Source organism: Bradyrhizobium elkanii WSM2783 (assembly GCF_000472865.1).
Classification (GTDB): Bacteria; Pseudomonadota; Alphaproteobacteria; order Rhizobiales; family Xanthobacteraceae; genus Bradyrhizobium; species Bradyrhizobium elkanii_A.
Map to the genome: position 1 here is coordinate 94,200 of NZ_AXAP01000008.1, position 16,930 is coordinate 111,129.

General features: G+C 62.5%; 18 protein-coding genes. 13 read left to right on the forward strand and 5 right to left on the reverse strand.

Annotated features, from left to right (window positions below; genetic code table 11):
• Window positions 1-204 precede the first annotated feature (204 nt).
• Entirely contained in the window at window positions 205-864 is a 660-nt protein-coding gene (locus tag YY7_RS0110120) for a GntR family transcriptional regulator (RefSeq protein WP_028163132.1), read from the forward strand.
• A 36-nt stretch (window positions 865-900) separates the two neighbouring features.
• Here YY7_RS0110120 and YY7_RS0110125 read toward each other — a convergent pair whose 3' ends face one another.
• Window positions 901-1,578, reverse strand: a complete 678-nt coding sequence (locus tag YY7_RS0110125; protein ID WP_028163133.1) for a GntR family transcriptional regulator — start codon at window positions 1,576-1,578, stop codon at window positions 901-903.
• 117 nt (window positions 1,579-1,695) lie between these two features.
• On the opposite strand from YY7_RS0110125, the gene YY7_RS0110130 reads away from it, so the two are divergent.
• The 10 genes from YY7_RS0110130 (at window position 1,696) to YY7_RS0110175 (ending at window position 11,062) form a co-directional block, all read left to right on the forward strand.
• Complete coding sequence (locus YY7_RS0110130) at window positions 1,696-2,487, forward strand: enoyl-CoA hydratase/isomerase family protein (protein ID WP_028163134.1); 792 nt, start codon at window positions 1,696-1,698, stop codon at window positions 2,485-2,487.
• Between the two features lie 10 nt (window positions 2,488-2,497).
• Entirely contained in the window at window positions 2,498-3,742 is a 1,245-nt protein-coding gene (locus tag YY7_RS0110135) for a CaiB/BaiF CoA transferase family protein (RefSeq protein ID WP_028163135.1), read from the forward strand.
• Window positions 3,743-3,814: 72 nt separating this feature from the next.
• Window positions 3,815-4,807: a Bug family tripartite tricarboxylate transporter substrate binding protein gene (locus YY7_RS0110140; RefSeq protein WP_028163136.1), complete on the forward strand. Its 993-nt coding sequence runs from the start codon at window positions 3,815-3,817 to the stop codon at window positions 4,805-4,807.
• A gap of 58 nt (window positions 4,808-4,865) precedes the next feature.
• On the forward strand, window positions 4,866-5,348 hold the full coding sequence (locus YY7_RS0110145) for a tripartite tricarboxylate transporter TctB family protein (RefSeq protein WP_028163137.1): 483 nt from the start codon (window positions 4,866-4,868) through the stop codon (window positions 5,346-5,348).
• Window positions 5,349-5,360: 12 nt separating this feature from the next.
• Window positions 5,361-6,935: a tripartite tricarboxylate transporter permease gene (locus tag YY7_RS51260; protein ID WP_080663654.1), complete on the forward strand. Its 1,575-nt coding sequence runs from the start codon at window positions 5,361-5,363 to the stop codon at window positions 6,933-6,935.
• A 5-nt stretch (window positions 6,936-6,940) separates the two neighbouring features.
• On the forward strand, window positions 6,941-7,519 hold the full coding sequence (locus YY7_RS0110155; protein WP_155255112.1) for a hypothetical protein: 579 nt from the start codon (window positions 6,941-6,943) through the stop codon (window positions 7,517-7,519).
• Between the two features lie 155 nt (window positions 7,520-7,674).
• On the forward strand, window positions 7,675-8,931 hold the full coding sequence (locus YY7_RS0110160; protein ID WP_028163139.1) for an aromatic ring-hydroxylating oxygenase subunit alpha: 1,257 nt from the start codon (window positions 7,675-7,677) through the stop codon (window positions 8,929-8,931).
• Between the two features lie 7 nt (window positions 8,932-8,938).
• Window positions 8,939-9,457, forward strand: coding sequence for an aromatic-ring-hydroxylating dioxygenase subunit beta (locus YY7_RS0110165; protein WP_245287242.1), 519 nt, complete (start codon window positions 8,939-8,941; stop codon window positions 9,455-9,457).
• A 27-nt stretch (window positions 9,458-9,484) separates the two neighbouring features.
• A complete protein-coding gene (locus YY7_RS0110170) occupies window positions 9,485-10,318 on the forward strand; it encodes an enoyl-CoA hydratase/isomerase family protein (protein ID WP_035689795.1) in 834 nt (277 codons plus the stop codon).
• Between the two features lie 36 nt (window positions 10,319-10,354).
• Window positions 10,355-11,062, forward strand: a complete 708-nt coding sequence (locus YY7_RS0110175; RefSeq protein WP_245287243.1) for an SDR family NAD(P)-dependent oxidoreductase — start codon at window positions 10,355-10,357, stop codon at window positions 11,060-11,062.
• A 23-nt stretch (window positions 11,063-11,085) separates the two neighbouring features.
• Here YY7_RS0110175 and YY7_RS0110180 read toward each other — a convergent pair whose 3' ends face one another.
• Window positions 11,086-11,982 (reverse strand): alpha/beta hydrolase, encoded by an 897-nt coding sequence (locus tag YY7_RS0110180; RefSeq protein WP_028163143.1) that lies wholly within the window; start codon window positions 11,980-11,982, stop codon window positions 11,086-11,088.
• 89 nt (window positions 11,983-12,071) lie between these two features.
• Here YY7_RS0110180 and YY7_RS0110185 point away from each other — a divergent pair, with 89 nt between their 5' ends.
• The gene (locus YY7_RS0110185) at window positions 12,072-13,271 is read left to right on the forward strand and encodes an NAD(P)/FAD-dependent oxidoreductase (RefSeq protein ID WP_035689755.1); all 1,200 of its coding nucleotides are present in this window, start codon (window positions 12,072-12,074) and stop codon (window positions 13,269-13,271) included.
• A 21-nt stretch (window positions 13,272-13,292) separates the two neighbouring features.
• On the opposite strand, the gene YY7_RS0110190 is transcribed toward YY7_RS0110185, so the two are convergent.
• Genes YY7_RS0110190 through YY7_RS0110200 form a run of 3 tightly spaced genes read right to left on the reverse strand, consistent with a single transcriptional unit; the run spans window position 13,293 to window position 15,594 of the window.
• Window positions 13,293-13,895 carry a TetR/AcrR family transcriptional regulator gene (locus YY7_RS0110190; protein ID WP_028163145.1) on the reverse strand — a complete coding sequence of 201 codons (603 nt, stop codon included), beginning with the start codon at window positions 13,893-13,895 and terminating at the stop codon, window positions 13,293-13,295.
• Window positions 13,892-14,239: an alpha-hydroxy-acid oxidizing protein gene (locus YY7_RS0110195; RefSeq protein WP_283806997.1), complete on the reverse strand. Its 348-nt coding sequence runs from the start codon at window positions 14,237-14,239 to the stop codon at window positions 13,892-13,894. Before YY7_RS0110195 ends, YY7_RS0110190 begins: the two co-directional genes overlap by 4 nt.
• A 32-nt stretch (window positions 14,240-14,271) precedes the next feature.
• Window positions 14,272-15,594: a phenylacetate--CoA ligase family protein gene (locus tag YY7_RS0110200; RefSeq protein WP_028163147.1), complete on the reverse strand. Its 1,323-nt coding sequence runs from the start codon at window positions 15,592-15,594 to the stop codon at window positions 14,272-14,274.
• A gap of 189 nt (window positions 15,595-15,783) precedes the next feature.
• On the opposite strand from YY7_RS0110200, the gene YY7_RS0110205 reads away from it, so the two are divergent.
• Window positions 15,784-16,926, forward strand: a complete 1,143-nt coding sequence (locus YY7_RS0110205) for an ABC transporter substrate-binding protein (RefSeq protein WP_028163148.1) — start codon at window positions 15,784-15,786, stop codon at window positions 16,924-16,926.
• Window positions 16,927-16,930: the final 4 nt, after the last annotated feature.

Here is a 16,930-nt window from a genome sequence, read left to right on the forward strand (position 1 = left end):
CTTGCGTGGATTGGGGGAAACCGGGTACCGGTTTCCCGTCAATGACGGAACGCGCTTTGCGTGGAGATCATGCATGGAGGCAGACTGAAGCGCGATCGCTATTCGAACTGAAGCTATTTCCTTTTGCGTCGGGGACCTAAACGTGTCGACCATGGCCCGGACGATCGCCTTCCGAAGTTGCCAAGGACCCATGTAGTGACCGAAATGAAGGTGAGCGACCGCATTTACAGTGTTGTCGAAAGGCAGATCAGCCAGCGCGAGTTGCTGCCTGGGGATCCGGTCGACGAAGAAAACCTGATGATCCAATTCGGCGTGTCGCGTACGCCGGTGCGCGAGGCCATTCTGCGCCTCAAGGCCGAGGGGCTGGTGTCCAGCATCTCCCGCGGCGGCGCCATCGTGTCGAAGATGGACTTCGCACAGCTCCTGTCGGTGTGGGAATTGCTGGCGGAGCTCGAAGGGCTATCGGCCCGCTACGCCTGCGAACGCATGACCAGCAAGGAGCGCGAGGCCTTGGCTGACGCCCATAAGGCGTCCCGCAGCGTTGTCGAACGTAACGACGCGCTCGGCTGGCAGCAGGCCAACATGGCGTTTCATGAGGTGCTGTATGCGGGCTCCCGCAATCCGTATCTCCGCCAGGAAATCCTGCGCATGCGTACGCGAACCAGCGCCTATCGCAATCATTCGTTCGATGCGATGGGCTACATCAGTAAAGCTTATCAATATCATGGCCTGATCCTCCAGGCCATTCTCGAGCAGGATCCATCCGCCGCCGCCAAGGCGGCTACGGCGCACCTGACGCCCGGCGAGGGAGCGCCTGGCGTGATGGAAATCATGCATAAGCTTCCGAAGGCTCTGCTAGGATGACTCGCTGGCCGCCTGCTGAGAGCAGGCTGGCCGATTTCAGACCCGGGCTCGATCCGGCGGCATGGTGGGATCGCCGCTTTCCGTCTCGGCGAACCCCGCCTGCAGAACCTCCTCGCGCTTGTGACGGAGATGGGTGCGCAAGATGTGGGAGAGGCCGACGCCGTCGCGACGCTGCAGCGCGTTGAGGATCGCTTCGTGCTCATGAAGCGCCAACGCCCAACGGTCCGACGTCATCGGCGTGACATAGCGCGCGCGCCGAATACGTGCGGTGACCGAATTGTACAGACCGACGAGCACGGGATTGCCGGCCGCCGCCACGATCGCCTCGTGGATCGCCCGGTTGCAGCGGTAGTACTGAATCAGATCGCCGTTACGATAGTGATGTGCCATCGCGGCATGCGCAGCGGCGATCTCACCGATTTCTTCCTCAGTGACGCGCTCACATGCAAGCTCGCCGGCCAGGGCTTCGAGCCCCTGGCAGACCTCGAACAGGTCACGCATGTCCTTGTCAGTAAGCCTGGCTGCGCGGGAGCCGCGGTTTGGCAGCAACTGCACAAGGCCTTCGGCCGCCAGCACTTTGAGGGCTTCGCGCAGCGGTGTGCGCGAGATCTGCAGCCGTTCGCATAGATCGCGCTCGGGAATTCGGGCGCCAGGCGGAATTTCGCCGTCGAGCAGGATCGCGCGAATGCGGCTGACGACCTCCTCATGCAGCATTTCGTCGAGCCTCCGATTTGAATTCAAAAGAGAAGAATATCGGCATGGTTGCCGAAGTTCCAGGTTGATAATTCCCTATTTTGCATTCAAAATTAGGAAAACGACTGGGTAGAGGAAATGGATCAGGACGTGGCGGAAGATCTCGTTTTCGAGGTCGCGAGCGGCATTGGACGGGTCACGTTCAATCGTCCTCAGGCGAGAAACGCCTTCACTTTCGAAATGTACGAGCGGCTCGCCGAAATCTGCGAGCAGGCGAACAGCGATCAGGCAATCAAGGTGCTGGTGCTTCGCGGCGCTGGCGACAAGGCCTTCGCGTCGGGAACGGACATCAACCAGTTCCGTGCCTTCACGACACCGCAGGATGCAGTCGATTACGAGAACCGCATCGACCGCGTGCTCACCACGCTCGAGCAGTGCCGCGTGCCGACGATCGCCGCGATCAACGGCTTCTGCACCGGCGGCGGTGCCGGCATCGCCGCGGCCTGCGATCTGCGCATCGGCACCAGAAGCGCACGGATCGGCTTTCCCATTGCCCGAATTCTCGGCAACTGCTTGTCGATGTCGAATGTCAGCCGGCTCGCCGCTCTCGTTGGACCGGCGCGCGTCAAGGATCTGATCTTCACGGCGCGGCTGGTCGAAGCCGCCGAGGCGGCGGCGATCGGCCTGCTCACGGAGGTGGTCGATGATCTCGCGGCGCTCGACGGGCGTGCCGATGAGGTCGCTCGGCTCCTCGCCGGCCACGCACCGCTGACGCTCAACGCGACAAAGCAGGCGGTCGCACGCTTGCAGAAGCGGCTGACGCGCGAGGAGGGCGAGGACCTCATCGTCATGTGTTACATGAGCGAGGATTTTCGCGAGGGGCTGGACGCGTTTCTCAACAAGCGCGCACCGCAATGGCGCGGGCGATAGGGATATGACGATGCAAGGCAACCAATCGCAGCCCACTGCCCGTCCGCAAGGACCGCTCGCTGGCCTCAAGGTCGTCGACCTCACCCATGTCATGGCGGGACCGACCTGCACGCTGATGCTCGCCGACATGGGCGCCGATGTCATCAAGATCGAGAAGTGGCCGAATGGCGATGACACCCGCTATTCGGTGCCGCCGAAGATTGGCGACGAGGCGGCCTCTTTCCTGATGATGAACCGCAACAAGCGCGGCGTGGTGCTGGACCTGAAAACTGCCGGCGGGAAGGAGGTGCTGCGGCGGCTGATCGCACGTGCCGACGTGCTGGTCGAGAATTTCGCGCCGGGTGCCATGGAGCGGCTGGGCTTCGGCTATCAGGCATTGCACGAGGAATTCCCTGCGCTGATCTATTGCTCGCTCTCGGGCTTCGGCCGTACGGGACCCTACAAGCATCGCCGCGGCTTCGATCTGGTCGCCCAGGCCATGAGCGGGATCATGAGCTTCACCGGCGAGCGGCCAGACGGTCCGCCTGTGAAGTGTGGTCCACCTCTATCGGATATTACCGCCGGCCTGTTGGCCTGCATGGGAATCCTGGCTGCGTACACGCATCGGCTGAAGACCGGTGAAGGGCAGTGGGTCGAGACCTCGCTGTATGAGGCGGCGCTGGTGCAGACCTACTGGCAATCGACCATCGCGCTCGCCACCGACACGGCGCCGCGCGCGATGGGCTCGGCGCATCCGCTCAACGCGCCATACCAGGCATTCGAGGCTTCGGACGGCTGGCTCGTTGTCGGGGGCGCCAATAACAAGAATTGGCTGTTGATGCTGGAGGCGCTGGGCGCAGCCGAGCTTGCATCCGATCCGCGCTTCGTGACCGGCGCTGATCGCATGGCGCATCTGAAGGAGCTCGAAGCGGTCTTGAGCGAGCGCTTCCGCACGGGGACACGGGCGCACTGGCTCACGCTCTTGGAAGAGAAGGGCGTGCCATGCGGTCCTGTCCACGACATGCTGGAAGCGCTGAACGATCCGCAGACGCTTGCACGCGAGATGGTCGTCGAGGTCGAGCATTCGACACTCGGACCGGTGAAGACGATTGGGCTCCCGGTCAAGTTCTCGGTGACACCAGGAAAAGTGCGTTCGGGCGCGCCGGTCTATGGCGAGCATACGCGCGAGGTGCTGGCCGAGTATGGGTTCGATGACAGTCGGATCAGAGCGCTGGAGAAAGAAGGCGCAATCGTCTCGGCAGCAGGTGGTCGATAAAAGCCGGTCGCGCAACGTCGCGATAGGCCGATACGATAAACAAAACAGGCAAAAAATCAGCCGGAGGAAACCATGGACGTCACGTCGAGATTTCTGCTGCCTGCCGCCGCAATCCTGCTCGCCGGCACGATTCCGGCGGGCGCAGCCTGGCAGCCGCAGAAGCCGATCGAGTTCGTCGCGACCGCAGGGCCGGGCGGCGGCACCGACAATCTGGCGCGTGCGGTCCAGAACATCATCACCAAGTACAAGCTGACCGACCAGCCGATCGTAGTCGTCAACAAGGGCGGCGGCAGCGGTGCGGAAGGTTATGTGTACGGTAAGGCTTCGGCCGGAGATCCCCACAAGGTGATCTTCGGCACGTCGAACGCGTGGCAGCAGCCGCTCGTGTCCAAGGTCGCCTTCAACTACACCGATCTCACTCCGATCGCCGGGATGGCGCAGGATGAGTTCCTGCTCTGGGTCAAGCAGGACGCGCCGTACAAGACCGTCAACGACTATCTGAAGGCGGCGGCCGCGAATGAATTCAAGATGGGCGGAGCGCAGTCGAAGGATACCGACGAGGTGCTGACCCGCATGATCGAAAAAGTCGGGCACATCAAGTTGACCTACATTCCGTTCAAGAGCGGCGCCGAGGCCGCCGTGCAGCTCGCGGGTGGTCATATCGACTCTCACGTCAACAACCCCTCTGAAAGCCTGGGACAGTGGCGCGGCGGAACGCAGCGCCCGCTCTGTGTCTTCAGTCCAAAGCGATTGCCGCAGGGGCCCAAGGTCACCGCGACCGAAGGCTGGAGCGACGTGCCGACCTGTGTCGAGCAGGGGCTCGACATCCCGCAGTATGAGCAGCCCCGCACCGTCTGGCTGCCCGGCAAGGTCACGCCGGAGCAGGCTGCCTTCTATGTTGAACTCATGAAGAAGGTGCAGGCGACACCGGAATGGAAGGACTACATCGAGAAAACCTCGCAGGTCGACACCTTCCTGACCGGAGCCGAGTTCGACAGCTACATCAAGCAGGACCTCGAGCATATCAAGCAGGTCGCGGCCGAGCAGGGGTGGCTCGTCAAGTGAGCCGGTCGGCCACGTCGAGCGAAACTATCCGGGGCTTGGCGCCGGGCTGGAGCAGTCGATGATCTCACGCCGTGCTCTCGAAATTGCGACCGCCATTCTCACCGGCAGCTTCGGTGTCGCCGTGGTCGTGTCCAGCTTCGACAATGGCATCGGCTGGTCGGCCGCCGGGGTCGACGCCGGCACCTTTCCGTTGCTGACCGGTGTGATCATCGTTGCTGGCAGCCTCTACAATCTCGCCCGCGGTGTCCTGCCGGGCGGCACGCTGGCAAGCGTTCCCGTGGCCATCACAACAATCGAGCTGCGCCGCCTAGCAGGGCTGTTCGTGCCTGCCGCTCTCTTCGTGGCGCTGATCCCGATCGTCGGGATGTATGTGGCCTCAGCCGGCTACATCTTCGCTGTGCTGGCGCTGCCGAGGCATCAATCGCTGCTTCGCTCACTGGCGATGGCATTGGCGACGCCGCTCGCGCTTTATGTGGTGTTCGAGCGCATGTTCCAGGTGACGCTGCCGCACGGCGCGCTCGCCGCTGCGTTCGGGCTCTGAGGAGGAGAGCGAATGGAAAATCTCCAGGAGCTCCTGCACGGCTTCACGATCGCAGTCACCGTGCCGCATCTGGTGCTGATGGTGATCGGCGTCCTGCTCGGCATTCTCGTCGGCGTGTTGCCGGGCCTGGGCGCGCCGAACGGCGTGTCGCTGCTGTTGCCGCTGACCTTCGGAATGCAGCCGGTCTCGGCCATCATCCTGCTTTCGAGCATGTATTGGGGCGCGCTCTTCGGTGGCTCCGTCACCTCGATTTTGTTCAACATTCCCGGAGAGCCGTCGTCGGTCGCCACCACTTTCGACGGCTATCCGATGGCGCGCGACGGCAGGCCGACGACGGCGCTTGCCACCGCCTTCGGTTCGGCCGCGTTCGGCGCCCTGGTCGGGGTCATTCTGATCACCTTCCTCGCATCGTGGGTGGCGCAGGTTGCGCTCGCCTTCGGGCCGCCGGAGTACTTCGCCGTCTATTTCCTCGCCTTTGCCAGTTTCGTTGGCATGGGCGGCGCGGCGCCGATCAAGACGGTGGTCGCTCTCGCGATCGGTTTTGCGATTGCTGCGATCGGCATCGATACCGTCTCCGGCAGCGTACGCCTGACAATGGGTATCGACGAGCTCGTGAAAGGCGTGAACTTCGTCGTGGCGGTGATGGGATTGTTCGGCATCGGCGAGCTGCTGGTTGCCGTCGAAGAGGAGTTTCACGCACGCGGGGTCTCCTCAAGGATCGACTGGAAAGAAGTCTTCCGCGCGGTCGTCCGGCTGCCGCGGCATGGCATCGCTCTGCTGCGCAGCGCGGCCATCGGATGCTGGATGGGGATCACGCCGGGCGGCCCGACCGCGGCGTCCTTCATGAGCTACGGCATCGCCCGACGCTTCTCGCGGCGCGGCCGCCATTTCGGCACGGGCGAAGTCGAGGGGATCATCTCCCCGGAGACCGCCGATCACGCGGCCGGCACCAGCGCGCTTCTGCCCATGCTGTCGCTCGGCATTCCCGGCTCGGCGACCGCCGCGGTGATGATGGGCGGCTTGATGATCTGGGGCCTCAATCCCGGGCCGATGCTGTTCGTCGACCAGAAGGATTTCGTCTGGGGCCTGATCGCCTCGATGTATGTGGGCAACATTGTCGCCGTCGCGCTCGTGCTGCTCACCGTTCCGGTATTTGCGGCCTTGATGCGGATTCCGTTCGTCATCATTGCGCCCCTGATCGTGATCATCTGTGTCGTCGGCGCCTATTCGGTGTCGAACTCCTATCTCGATGTCGTCATGATGCTCGGCTTCGGCGTCGTCGGCTATCTCTTCAAGAAGCTGTTCTATCCGCTCGCCCCGCTCGTGCTCGCGATCGTCATCGGCGACAAGGCCGAGGATGCCTTCCGGCAGTCGATGCTGATGTCCAAGGGATCGCTCGGGGTGTTCTTTGCCAACCCTCTCGTGACGAGCCTTGTCTTGGCCGGGCTGGCGCTGTTGCTGCTTCCGCTCGCGCTGCAGATCGCGCACGTCCGGCGCAAACCGGGTGAACGCAAGTCCATTGCGCCAGGTCCCGAAGATCGCAGGTCTCGACCAACAGCAACCTCGGCGGCGCAAACGCCGCGATAATGCCGATGCCTCCGTCGCTGTTCGCAATCGCGGACAGGGGCAGCATCTATCTCAATGGCCGCGCCGATCTCGCACCTGCTTCGCGCGGGATGCTGGAGTTGCTTGCATTCGGCTCGATCTACGGTGCCGGTGCTGTGGTCACCGTGAGCGCCGCCGATCCATCAGCGTCGTTTGATCCCTTGAACCCGTCATTCATCACCAAGCCAAGTACGTCGTTCGATCTTGGTCAATCCATTCCATTCCGTTTGCATGCAGACGATCCGGTGCCGGTTCGTCTCTACGCGCTGAATGGCGACATTCTCAATCTGACGGCGGGGGACATCGTTACAAACTTTGATGGCACAGTCTCGCCCTACCGCGGAGCAAAACCCATTTCGATGAAGGCGGGGAGGGATATCGTCAACGTGTCGGGCTTCATGCTGAACAACAATCTCACCGACGTTTCGCTGGTGTCGGCGGGGCGCGATGTCATCTCATGGCAATTTCGAGGTCGCCGGCCCCGGACTGCTGCTGGTCTCCGCCGGATGCAACATCACCCAGGAGGACCAGGGTTCGATCGCCAGCATCGGTCCGCTTGTGGTTGACGACACCAGGCCCGGCGCTAGCATTTTGCTATGCCGGCGACATCACGATGTTCGCCGGCTTGGTGGAGCTGCTTGACACGACCCTCTTGCAGGTGTCATTAATAGTCCGAACGATCGATCTAAGAAAGAGGCGCGGGAGGTTAAAGGGAGGAGTCATGTCTGGTCAGTCGCCGAACCCGGATTATCGCACGCTGATTGAACCGACGCGGGTTCGCAGTGTGGTGTATCACGACCCGCAGATCTTTGAGCAGGAACTGGAGCGCATCTGGCATCGGACGTGGGTCTATGTCGGCCACATCAGCGAGGTCCCGAATAAAAACGACTATGTGACGAAATCCATCGGGTCGACTCCGGTGCTGATGGTTCACGATCGCGATGGCAAGATCAGTCTACTTCTGAACAAGTGTCCGCATCGCGGCAATCAGCTCTGCGCCTACCGGCAAGGCAACCGCGGCACGTTCACGTGCCCTTATCATTCCTGGACATTCGCCAATACGGGAGATCTGATCGGCTATGCCTATGCCGACGGCTACGGCGATGCAGACAAGTCGGGGTTCTCGCTCGGCAGGGTGCCGCGCGTCGGCATCTACCGGGGGTTCGTCTTCGGATCTTTCGCGAACGAGGGGCCGTCCCTGGAGGAACACCTCGGCGGTGCGACGGCCTCGATCGACCAGCTGTTGGAAAACTCGCCCGAAGGCGAACTCGAGCTGACCGCAGGCTTCCTGCAGCACCGTACCAAAGCGAACTGGAAGTTCATGCTCGAGAACGAGACGGACGGCTACCATCCGGCGTTCGTCCACGGGTCGGTGTTCCAGGTTACCGACAGTGGCATCGGCAAGCTCTACGGTCCGCAGTCCACCGCGCTCACGCGTGATTTCGGCAATGGCCACACCGAATTCGACCTGCGGCCGGAGTGGCGCCGGATCGGCAAGCCGCTCGAGTGGTTCGGCACCAGCGAGACGCGCTTTCCGCAATACGTGAAGGCGATGGAGCAGGCTTATGGCACTGAGCGGGCGCGCAGGATCATGATCGACGGGACGCCGCACATCATGATTTTCCCCAATCTGTTCATCGCCGAAATCCAGTTGTTCGTGCTGCAGCCGATCGCCGTCGACGAGACAATCCAGCATGTCACCGCGCTACAGTTCAAGGGAGCGCCCGAGCTCAATCGGCGCTTGCGCCAGCAGACCATGGGCTCGGTCGGCCCGGCCGGGCTGCTGCTTGCCGACGATACCGAGATGTATGAGCGCAATCATCGCGGTGCAGTGATCAATGACCCTGAATGGGTCACGCTAACACGCGGCCTGCATCGCGAGCGCCGGGACGAAAACGGCTACCGCATCGGTCATTCGACCGACGAGGTGCCGCAACGCGCCATCTGGCGTCACTATACCGAACTGATGACGGCGTGAGGTTGGTATGCCGCAGTCTACAGCCACCGCGATGTTGCATCTCGAAGCGGAACAAACGGATCTTCTGCGACGCGTCGAGCAGTTTCTGTTTCTCGAAGCCCGCCTTCAGGACACTCATGCCTATGACGAGTGGGAGGCGTTATGGGCGGACGATGCGACATACTGGGTGCCGGCCAATGGATCGGATACCGATCCGGAGCGGCAGATGTCGATCATCTACGATAACCGCTCGCGTATTGGCGTGCGTATTGATCAGCTCAAGACCGGGCGCCGCCATACCCAGACGCCGAGGTCGGAGCTGGCGCGGATCATCTCGAATGTCGAACTCGTCACTCGGGTCGGTGACGAGATCGAGGTGAGGGCGAATGCGATCATCTTCGAGGATAACCTGCGCGGCGAAACCCTCTGGGCGTCACGCAATGAATATCGCCTGCGGATCACAGATGGTGGTTTCAAGCTTGTGCGGAAAAAGGTCGGTCTTGTGAACAACCACAAGCCGATCTTCACCCTGTCCTTTCTCATTTGAGTGTCGCGGCGAACGACGGAGGCGAACATGACATCAGAGCTCAAGACGGCCTTGGGGTACGAGTGCTGGGTCGCAGAAGGACCGGTTCTTCTGGATTATGCTGACCATGTCGCGACATTGACCCTCAACCGGCCAGAATCTTCGAACGGGATGAATATCGCCATGATGCAGGCGATCCACGAGGCGGTGATGCGCTGCCATGGTGACCCGCGCGTGCGCGTCGTACATGTACGAGGTGCCGGAGCGAATTTCTGTGCCGGCGGAGATGTGCGTGAGTTCGCATCCAAGGGAGAGGCGCTGGGTGACTTCCTGCGCACAGTGACGGCTTATCTGCAGATGGCTGTGGGTGGACTGATCCGCCTGAACGCCACGGTGGTGAGTGAAGTGCAGGGCTATGCGGCAGGCGGGGGCGGGCTTGGTCTTGTCTGCGCGTCCGACCTCGTCGTGGCGGCGAAGTCCGCCAGGTTCATGGCGGGCGCCACCCGGGTCGGAATGGCGCCCGATGGTGGTGCCTCGGTTATCCTGCCGCGTTTGGTGGGTTTCCGGCGGGCAGCGGAGATTGTTTTGACCAACCGCGTGCTCGGAGCCGAGGAAGCCCAGGCTATCGGTTTGATCAACAGTATCGTTCCTGACGATGGGCTCGCGGGAGAGACGCGCAAGCTCGTCGGGAGGCTGGCCGCCAACGCTCCCAGGGCGAGTGCGGCCGCCAAGCGGCTGCTCTGGAGCGGGATCGGCCTCAGCGTCGAGTCTTGCCTTCCCGAGGAGGCGCGGACGGTGGCAGAGCTGTCGTCCACCGCTGATGCGCGAGAAGGTTTGGCGGCCGTGCTTGAAAAGCGCACGCCGAATTTTACCGGAGCTTGATCGAAGATGCCGGGAGGGCGCTTGCAGCGGGCTCTCGTGACCGGCGGCGCGAGGGGTATCGGGGCGGCCATCTGTCGTCGCTTCGCCGCCGACGGCTTCGCAGTCACGCTCTGTGACCTTGACGCGGAAAGCGCCGGGGTGGTCGCCGGCGGGATTGGCGCCGATTTCGAGGCGATCGACGCGACGGACAGTACCGCCGTTGCGCGCTTCGTTGCCAAGAGAGGTCCGTTCGAGGTGTTGGTCAACAATGTCGGTGTCGATCAGCACGCCTTCTTCACCGAAACCGGCCCGCAAGATTGGCGCCGCCTGATCGCGGTGAACTTGGAAGCCACATTCGCCTTCACCGTCGGTGTCCTGCCGGCGATGCAACGGGCGGGTTATGGCCGTGTCATCAACATCGCGTCGGAAGCCGGGCGGCTCGGTTCGAAGGGCGGGGCGGTCTATGCAGCCGCCAAGGCCGGGGTGATCGGATTCACCCGGTCGATTGCGAGGGAGAACGCCCGGTACGGCATCACAGTGAATGCCGTTCTGCCGGGACCAATCCGTACTCCGATGGTCGAGGAGGCGATCGCGCAGTTCGGTGACAAGCTGCGACGCGACATGGCAAGCCTGACGCTGCTGAGGCGTCTCGGCGAACCGGATGAGGTCGCGGCGGCGGTATCCTTCTTTGCTTCGCCGTCCGCATCGTTCGTGACCGGTGAGGTGTTGGGCGTGTCCGGCGGCATGGGGTGTGGTGTCTGCTGAGCCGGAGGGCCGCGCGGAACGGATCAGCGGCCGCTCGTTCGCTCTATAACGAAGCGACCGAGTTCGGTCAGCGATTCGTGGCTCTGCCGTAACTCACCAAACATCTGAAAATGATGGAACATGTGGTCCCATACGCGCACCTTCACGTCCACGCCGCTCTGCCGCGCCCGCGCCGCCAGTAGAAAGGCATCGTCGAGCGTGATGTCGTGGTCGCCGGCGTGGATCAGGATCGGTGGCAGGCCGGCAAGGTCGGCATCGACCGGTGAGGCTGATGGTGCTGATACGTTGCCGTTACGGCCGAGATAGGCGCGGGCCATTGCAGCGAGTTGCGCTGGTTTTGAAAAGACATCGAGGGCGGCCCGGCTCGCATAGCTGGCACCACGCATGGTCAGATCGAGCCAGGGCGAGATCAGCGCCAGGCCGGACGGAAGCGGCAGGCTCATATCACGTGCGCGGAGCGCGATGTTCATGGCGAGCGCAGCGCCGGCGGAATCGCCGGCGACGACAATGCGCGACGACGGCAGGCCCTGGCCGAGCAGCCAGAGATAGGCTGAGATCGCATCCTCGGCCGCTGCGGGATATTTGTGTTCGGGGGCGAGCCGGTAATTGAAGCCGAGCACGCGTGCGTCGCTGGCGCGCGCAAGGCGCACCATCAAGCTGCTGTGGGAGCGGAGCGAGCCGACCTGGAAACCGCCGCCATGGCAGAACAGCACGACGCGGTCTGTGCAGCTTCCGGGTGGCGTGATCCACGCGGCCGCCATCGGTCCGATATGGATCGCCTCACCCAAGGTTTCGGAACCGTCGGCAAAGAGGGCATCAAAGCTCTCCCGAATGGAGGTCAGCGAGGCGGCCACACGCCATGAAGCGACCGCCGCCACGATACGGCTCTTGATGGCTTCGAGATCATCCCTGTCGTTCATGCAACCACCAATCGTCTGCTTGCAATCCAAGAAAGCACAATACATAGTTCGAACGTTCGATCTATAAATAAACGATAGGACCTCGGGCCATGGAGGAACATGTTGCGGTGGTGGGGGGCGGGCAGGCCGCTGCCGCCCTGGCAATCCGGCTGCGCACTAAGGGGTTTCGAGGCAGGATCACGATTTATGGTGATGAGCCCTGGGCCCCGTATCAGCGTCCGCCGTTGTCGAAGAAGTATCTCAGCGGAGAGTGGGAAAGGGAGCGGTTGCTGCTTCGTTCGCCATCCTATTGGAGCGACAATGACATCGACATCCGTGCTGGGCGCGCGGTGACGTCACTCGACCCGGTGCGCCGGACGCTCGGGCGCGGCGACGATTCGGTCGGCTGGACGAAGCTCGCATTGACCACTGGCGCTTCGCCGCGGCCGTTACCATCCTGGCTCAGCAATTTGGAAAACGTTTGCGAGCTCCGCTCGCTGCACGATGCCGAGCGCATGCAGCGCCACTTCAGGAAAGGCCGCAGGCTGTTGGTGATCGGAGGTGGCTTCGTCGGACTGGAGACGGCCGCCGTCGCTGCAGAAGCAGGCCTTCGTGTCACAGTTGTCGAAAGTGCTGCCCGCATCCTGGAACGCGCCGTCTGCCCGGCAACATCAGAATACTTCCGCCGGCTTCATTACGCCAAGGGCGTTCGTATCGTCGAGGGATGTGCGGTGAGACGGGTGGTCGGCGGCCCCGTGCGCGAAGCGGAGTTGACCTCCGGTGAGCGCCTTGAAACCGATCTGGTGCTTGTCGGCATCGGCGTTCTGCCCAATGCGGAGCTCGCCGCGCGTGCAGGTATCGAGACGAGAGACGGCATCCTGGTGGATGAGCACGGCCGTACCTCGGCTGCGGATGTGTGGGCGGCGGGGGATTGCGCGCGGTTTCCGCTATGCGGCGAACTGATCCGCCTCGAGAGCGTTCAGAACGCTATCGAACAGGCTGAAGCGGTCGCCGATGACATGCTAGGCGAGGCCGCGCCTTACGCACCGGTGCCCTGGTTCTGGTCCGACCAGTATGATGCCAAGCTGCAGATTGCCGGCTGGAATCGCGGCTATACCGAGGTCGTTGCATGCGACACGGATCGTGGCGTGTCCAACTGGTATTACCGGGAAGGGCGCCTAGTCGCGGTGGATTCGATCAACGACGCCCGTACCTTCATGGTGGCGAAGAAGCTGCTGTCGCAAGGGATCAACGTCGATCCGTCGAAGCTTACCGATCAAGCGTTTGATCCCCGCAGTCTGCTCCCGTGAAGGCGCGAGGCCCGGGTGAGATCAGAATACTCTCGAATTCCTGTAGCCATCGAGGAAGAGGCTGACGCAGCGGTCGGCAAGATCAGCAGGCATCATGCGGCCGTCCGGCTTGAACCAGGTATATGTCCAGTTGATCATGCCAAAGAACAGCATCGCATCGACATGGGCGCTCGCCTCGTCCTTCGCTCGCTCCGGGCGGATTTTCGCCAGCATGTCGGTGACGATCGAGATCAGCTGGCGCTGTTTCTTAATGACGTCCTTTCTCACGTTGTTGGGCAGGAACTCCATGCAGGTCAGCATCACCACGTGCTTGTCACGGGAGACGGAATAGATCTGGAGGAAAAACCTGATCAGTTTCTGGAAACAGGCGATCTCATCCTCGCGTCCCGAAAGGATGTCGTCGCAGCCGGCCAGCAGCTTGTCGACATGTTCCGTCAGCATGAAGACGAGGATAGCTTCTTTCGATTCGAAGTAGTGGTAGAGGCGGGATTTAGAGCAGTCGCACGCGGCGGCGATATCGCCGATCGATGTCGCCGCATAGCCGCGGTTTGCAAACAGCCCAGCTGCCTGCTTGATGATCGAAGCCTGGATGGAGTCGTAGTCAGGGGAGCGAGGTCGTGTCACAGGTGTCCTGAAATAATCGTCCGAACGATCGGACTATACCGCCCGGTGGCTGACTTGGCAATTTTGCGACCGGTTTGACGCCGCCTCGTCACCGTCCAGGCGTGGCAGCGATCAGTGGCAGATGGGGTGGTGCCGAGATAGCGGACATGCTCGGCTGAGATATCGCTCAGGCGCGCGGTGCCGAGCAGTGTCATGGCGCGCTCCAGCTCGGTCCCGAGGATCGAGATGACATGGGCGATGCCGGCTTCGCCGGCGGCGCCGGCACCGTACAGCGTGTTGCGTCCCATCAGGACCGCGTTCGCGCTGAGCGCGCGCGGTTGATGATGTCCGTCCCGCGCCGGAATCCGCTACATGTCTGAAGGCCGCCGCCCTCCTGTCAGGCGCGCTCGGCACGATGCAGCACCCGTGTCGCCTTGGCTTCGTAGCGCGGCAAGGTTCCTTCCTGGAGACACTCGACGTCAACGCCCATGCCGAGACGGGCGCGCACCTCGCGCTTGATATCCGCAACGATCAGTTCGGCGGGGCGGCCGGCCGTATGTTGCGCCTCGACAGCGATGCACATCGTTCCGATCGTGATGCGCTCCTTGTCGACATAGATCTGCCAGGCCTCTTTCACTGTTCCTGGCGTCGCGGCGATGATGTCTTCGATCTGCGAGGGGAAGACGATGACCCCCTTGACTTTAATCATGTCGTCGCTGCGGCCAATGATGCGCCCGATCTTGCGCATGCCCCTTCGCCCGGAGCGACAGTCGAAGGGCGAGGTCGACAGCCGCACCAGGTCGCGCGTGCGCCAACGCACGACCGGCGAGGCTTCGCGACACAGCGTCGTGATGACAATCTCGCCGACCTCGCCAGGGGCAACGGGGCGAAGCGTCACCGGATCAAGGATCTCGGTGATGATCGTATCTTCGTTGATGAGCTGCAGCTCGTCCTCGTCATGGGTGAAGGGGGTGGAAATCGCCAGCACCGGGCCGCCGGCTTCGGTTGTGCCGTAGATGTTCTGGCTCACGAAGCCTTCCGGCATTTCCGCTTCCAGCTGGTTGCGGAATTCGGCAGATACTGATTGTCCGCCAAGAATGGCGAGCTTCATCGTCCACTCCGTCTTGGGATCGATGCCCATCTGCTTGGCGGTGGTGACTAGCGACATCAGCCAAAGTGGTGACATCGAGGCGACGTCGTAGCTGTGGTCGCGCAGCCATTTCACCACGAGTTCGCCGCGACCGGGCCCGATCGGAAACGTGGTGCAGTCGAGCGCCGCGAAACCTACATCGAGTGCCGGTCCTCCGATCCAGAGACCGTAGCCATAGCCCTGATAGGCGCGCTGGCCGCGCTGCACGCCAGCGGCCGTCAGGATCCGTGCCATCTGATAGGGCAGGAGCTGACCATAGTCGTGCTCCGTCATGCCGAATAGGACCGGCAGCCCGGTCGTCCCTGAGGTTGCCGTGAATCTCCGCACCGAGTCCATCGGCGTGGCCAGGAACGGGAATGGATAGCGGCTGTGCAGGGCGGACTTGTCGAGCAGCGGCGCATGCTCGAGCCCGTCCGCGGCGGCGAGGTCCGAGGGCTTCATGCCGGCGGCCGCGAAATGCGCGACCCAGTCCGGCCGCTCGCCGAGGCGTCGGCCAAGCTTGCTCAGTCGCTCCTGCTGAAGGCGGCAGATGGCCGGATAGTCTAGGCATTCGATATCGGGGTGAAGCATCCCGGGTTCCTCCTGCGAATTCATCCCTGGCGACCGTGTGTTGGGAAACCACGGTAATTTTTCTCTTTCTTAGACCGAACGTTTGGTCTAAGTAAAGGACCAACAAGATATGCGAGCCACCGAAAGGATGGCCGTCAAGGGAACCAGCCGGTCGAACCGGCGGAGGAAACAACGTTCAAGGAGGTCGAATTGAACAAGCTGATCGTTGCACTTGTTGCGGCTGTATCGTGGGCCGCACCTGCGCTGGCCGAGGTCAGGATTGGAATCATCGTGTCCGCCACGGGACCGGCGGCATCCGTCGGAGTGACGCAACAGCGGACGGTAAGTGTTCTGCCGCCGAAACTCGGCGGCCAGGATGTCCGCTACATTCTGATGGACGATGCGTCGGACACCTCGACGTCAGTCACGGTCGCCCGCAAACTGATTGCGGAGGACCGCGTTGACGTCATCGTCGGTCCGAGCCTGACCCCGAATTCGCTCGCGCTGCTAGATATCGTCGCTGAGACCGGGACGCCGATGATCAGCCTGGCCGGATCGGCCTTGATCGTCGAGCCGCCGGTCGACCGGCGGCGCTGGGTGTTCAAGACCCCGCAGAGCGATGCCCAGATGGCGTCCATTGTGCTCGATCATATGAAGCGTCGGAGCATCAAGTCGCTAGCGCTGATCGGGTTCAACGATGCGTATGGTGAAGGCTGGATCAAGGTGATGACGGCGCTGGCCGAGGCGGCCGGCATCAAGGTGGTGGGCTCTGAGCGTTACCAGCGAACCGACAGCAGCGTGCTCGGGCAGATTCTGAAGATCACGTCGCGAAGTCCCGACGCGATCTTTATTGCGGCGTCCGGCACCCCGGCAGCGTTGCCACAGACGACGCTCGCGGATCGGGGTTACAAGGGTGTCGTCTACCAGACACACGGTGTCGCCAATAACGACTTCCTGCGTATTGGTGGCAAGAACCTCGAGGGGACGTTCGTGCCGGCGGGACCGGTGCTGGTCGCCGAGCAGCTGCCGGATAGCCATCCGGCCAAGGCCGCGGCGCTCGATTTCGTCCGCCGTTATGAGGCTATCCCCGGAGCAGGAGCCCGCTCGACCTTTGCGGCCTATCTCTGGGATGCGCAACTTATCCTCGATAGGGCGATCGCGGCAGCCGCGGTCAAGGCGCAGCCCGGGACAGACGCGTTTCGAATTGCGTTGCGGGATGCGATTGAAGCGACCAGTGACGTCGCCGGTCCGAACGGCGTCTACAACATGTCGTTCACCGATCACCTCGGTCTCGACGAGCGCTCGCGCGTCATGACACAGATCGTCAACGGCGGCTGGCGGCTGGTCCCATGATATC

Bases quoted from the DNA above. Each gene is read 5' to 3' on its own strand.
- YY7_RS0110120 (WP_028163132.1), top strand. From the start codon at position 205: ATGAAGGTGAGCGACCGCATTTACAGTGTTGTCGAAAGGCAGATCAGC.
- YY7_RS0110125 (WP_028163133.1), bottom strand. From the start codon at position 1,578: ATGCTGCATGAGGAGGTCGTCAGCCGCATTCGCGCGATCCTGCTCGAC.
- YY7_RS0110130 (WP_028163134.1), top strand. From the start codon at position 1,696: ATGGATCAGGACGTGGCGGAAGATCTCGTTTTCGAGGTCGCGAGCGGC.
- YY7_RS0110135 (WP_028163135.1), top strand. From the start codon at position 2,498: ATGCAAGGCAACCAATCGCAGCCCACTGCCCGTCCGCAAGGACCGCTC.
- YY7_RS0110140 (WP_028163136.1), top strand. From the start codon at position 3,815: ATGGACGTCACGTCGAGATTTCTGCTGCCTGCCGCCGCAATCCTGCTC.
- YY7_RS0110145 (WP_028163137.1), top strand. From the start codon at position 4,866: ATGATCTCACGCCGTGCTCTCGAAATTGCGACCGCCATTCTCACCGGC.
- YY7_RS51260 (WP_080663654.1), top strand. From the start codon at position 5,361: ATGGAAAATCTCCAGGAGCTCCTGCACGGCTTCACGATCGCAGTCACC.
- YY7_RS0110155 (WP_155255112.1), top strand. From the start codon at position 6,941: ATGCCTCCGTCGCTGTTCGCAATCGCGGACAGGGGCAGCATCTATCTC.
- YY7_RS0110160 (WP_028163139.1), top strand. From the start codon at position 7,675: ATGTCTGGTCAGTCGCCGAACCCGGATTATCGCACGCTGATTGAACCG.
- YY7_RS0110165 (WP_245287242.1), top strand. From the start codon at position 8,939: ATGCCGCAGTCTACAGCCACCGCGATGTTGCATCTCGAAGCGGAACAA.
- YY7_RS0110170 (WP_035689795.1), top strand. From the start codon at position 9,485: ATGACATCAGAGCTCAAGACGGCCTTGGGGTACGAGTGCTGGGTCGCA.
- YY7_RS0110180 (WP_028163143.1), bottom strand. From the start codon at position 11,982: ATGAACGACAGGGATGATCTCGAAGCCATCAAGAGCCGTATCGTGGCG.
- YY7_RS0110185 (WP_035689755.1), top strand. From the start codon at position 12,072: ATGGAGGAACATGTTGCGGTGGTGGGGGGCGGGCAGGCCGCTGCCGCC.
- YY7_RS0110200 (WP_028163147.1), bottom strand. From the start codon at position 15,594: ATGCTTCACCCCGATATCGAATGCCTAGACTATCCGGCCATCTGCCGC.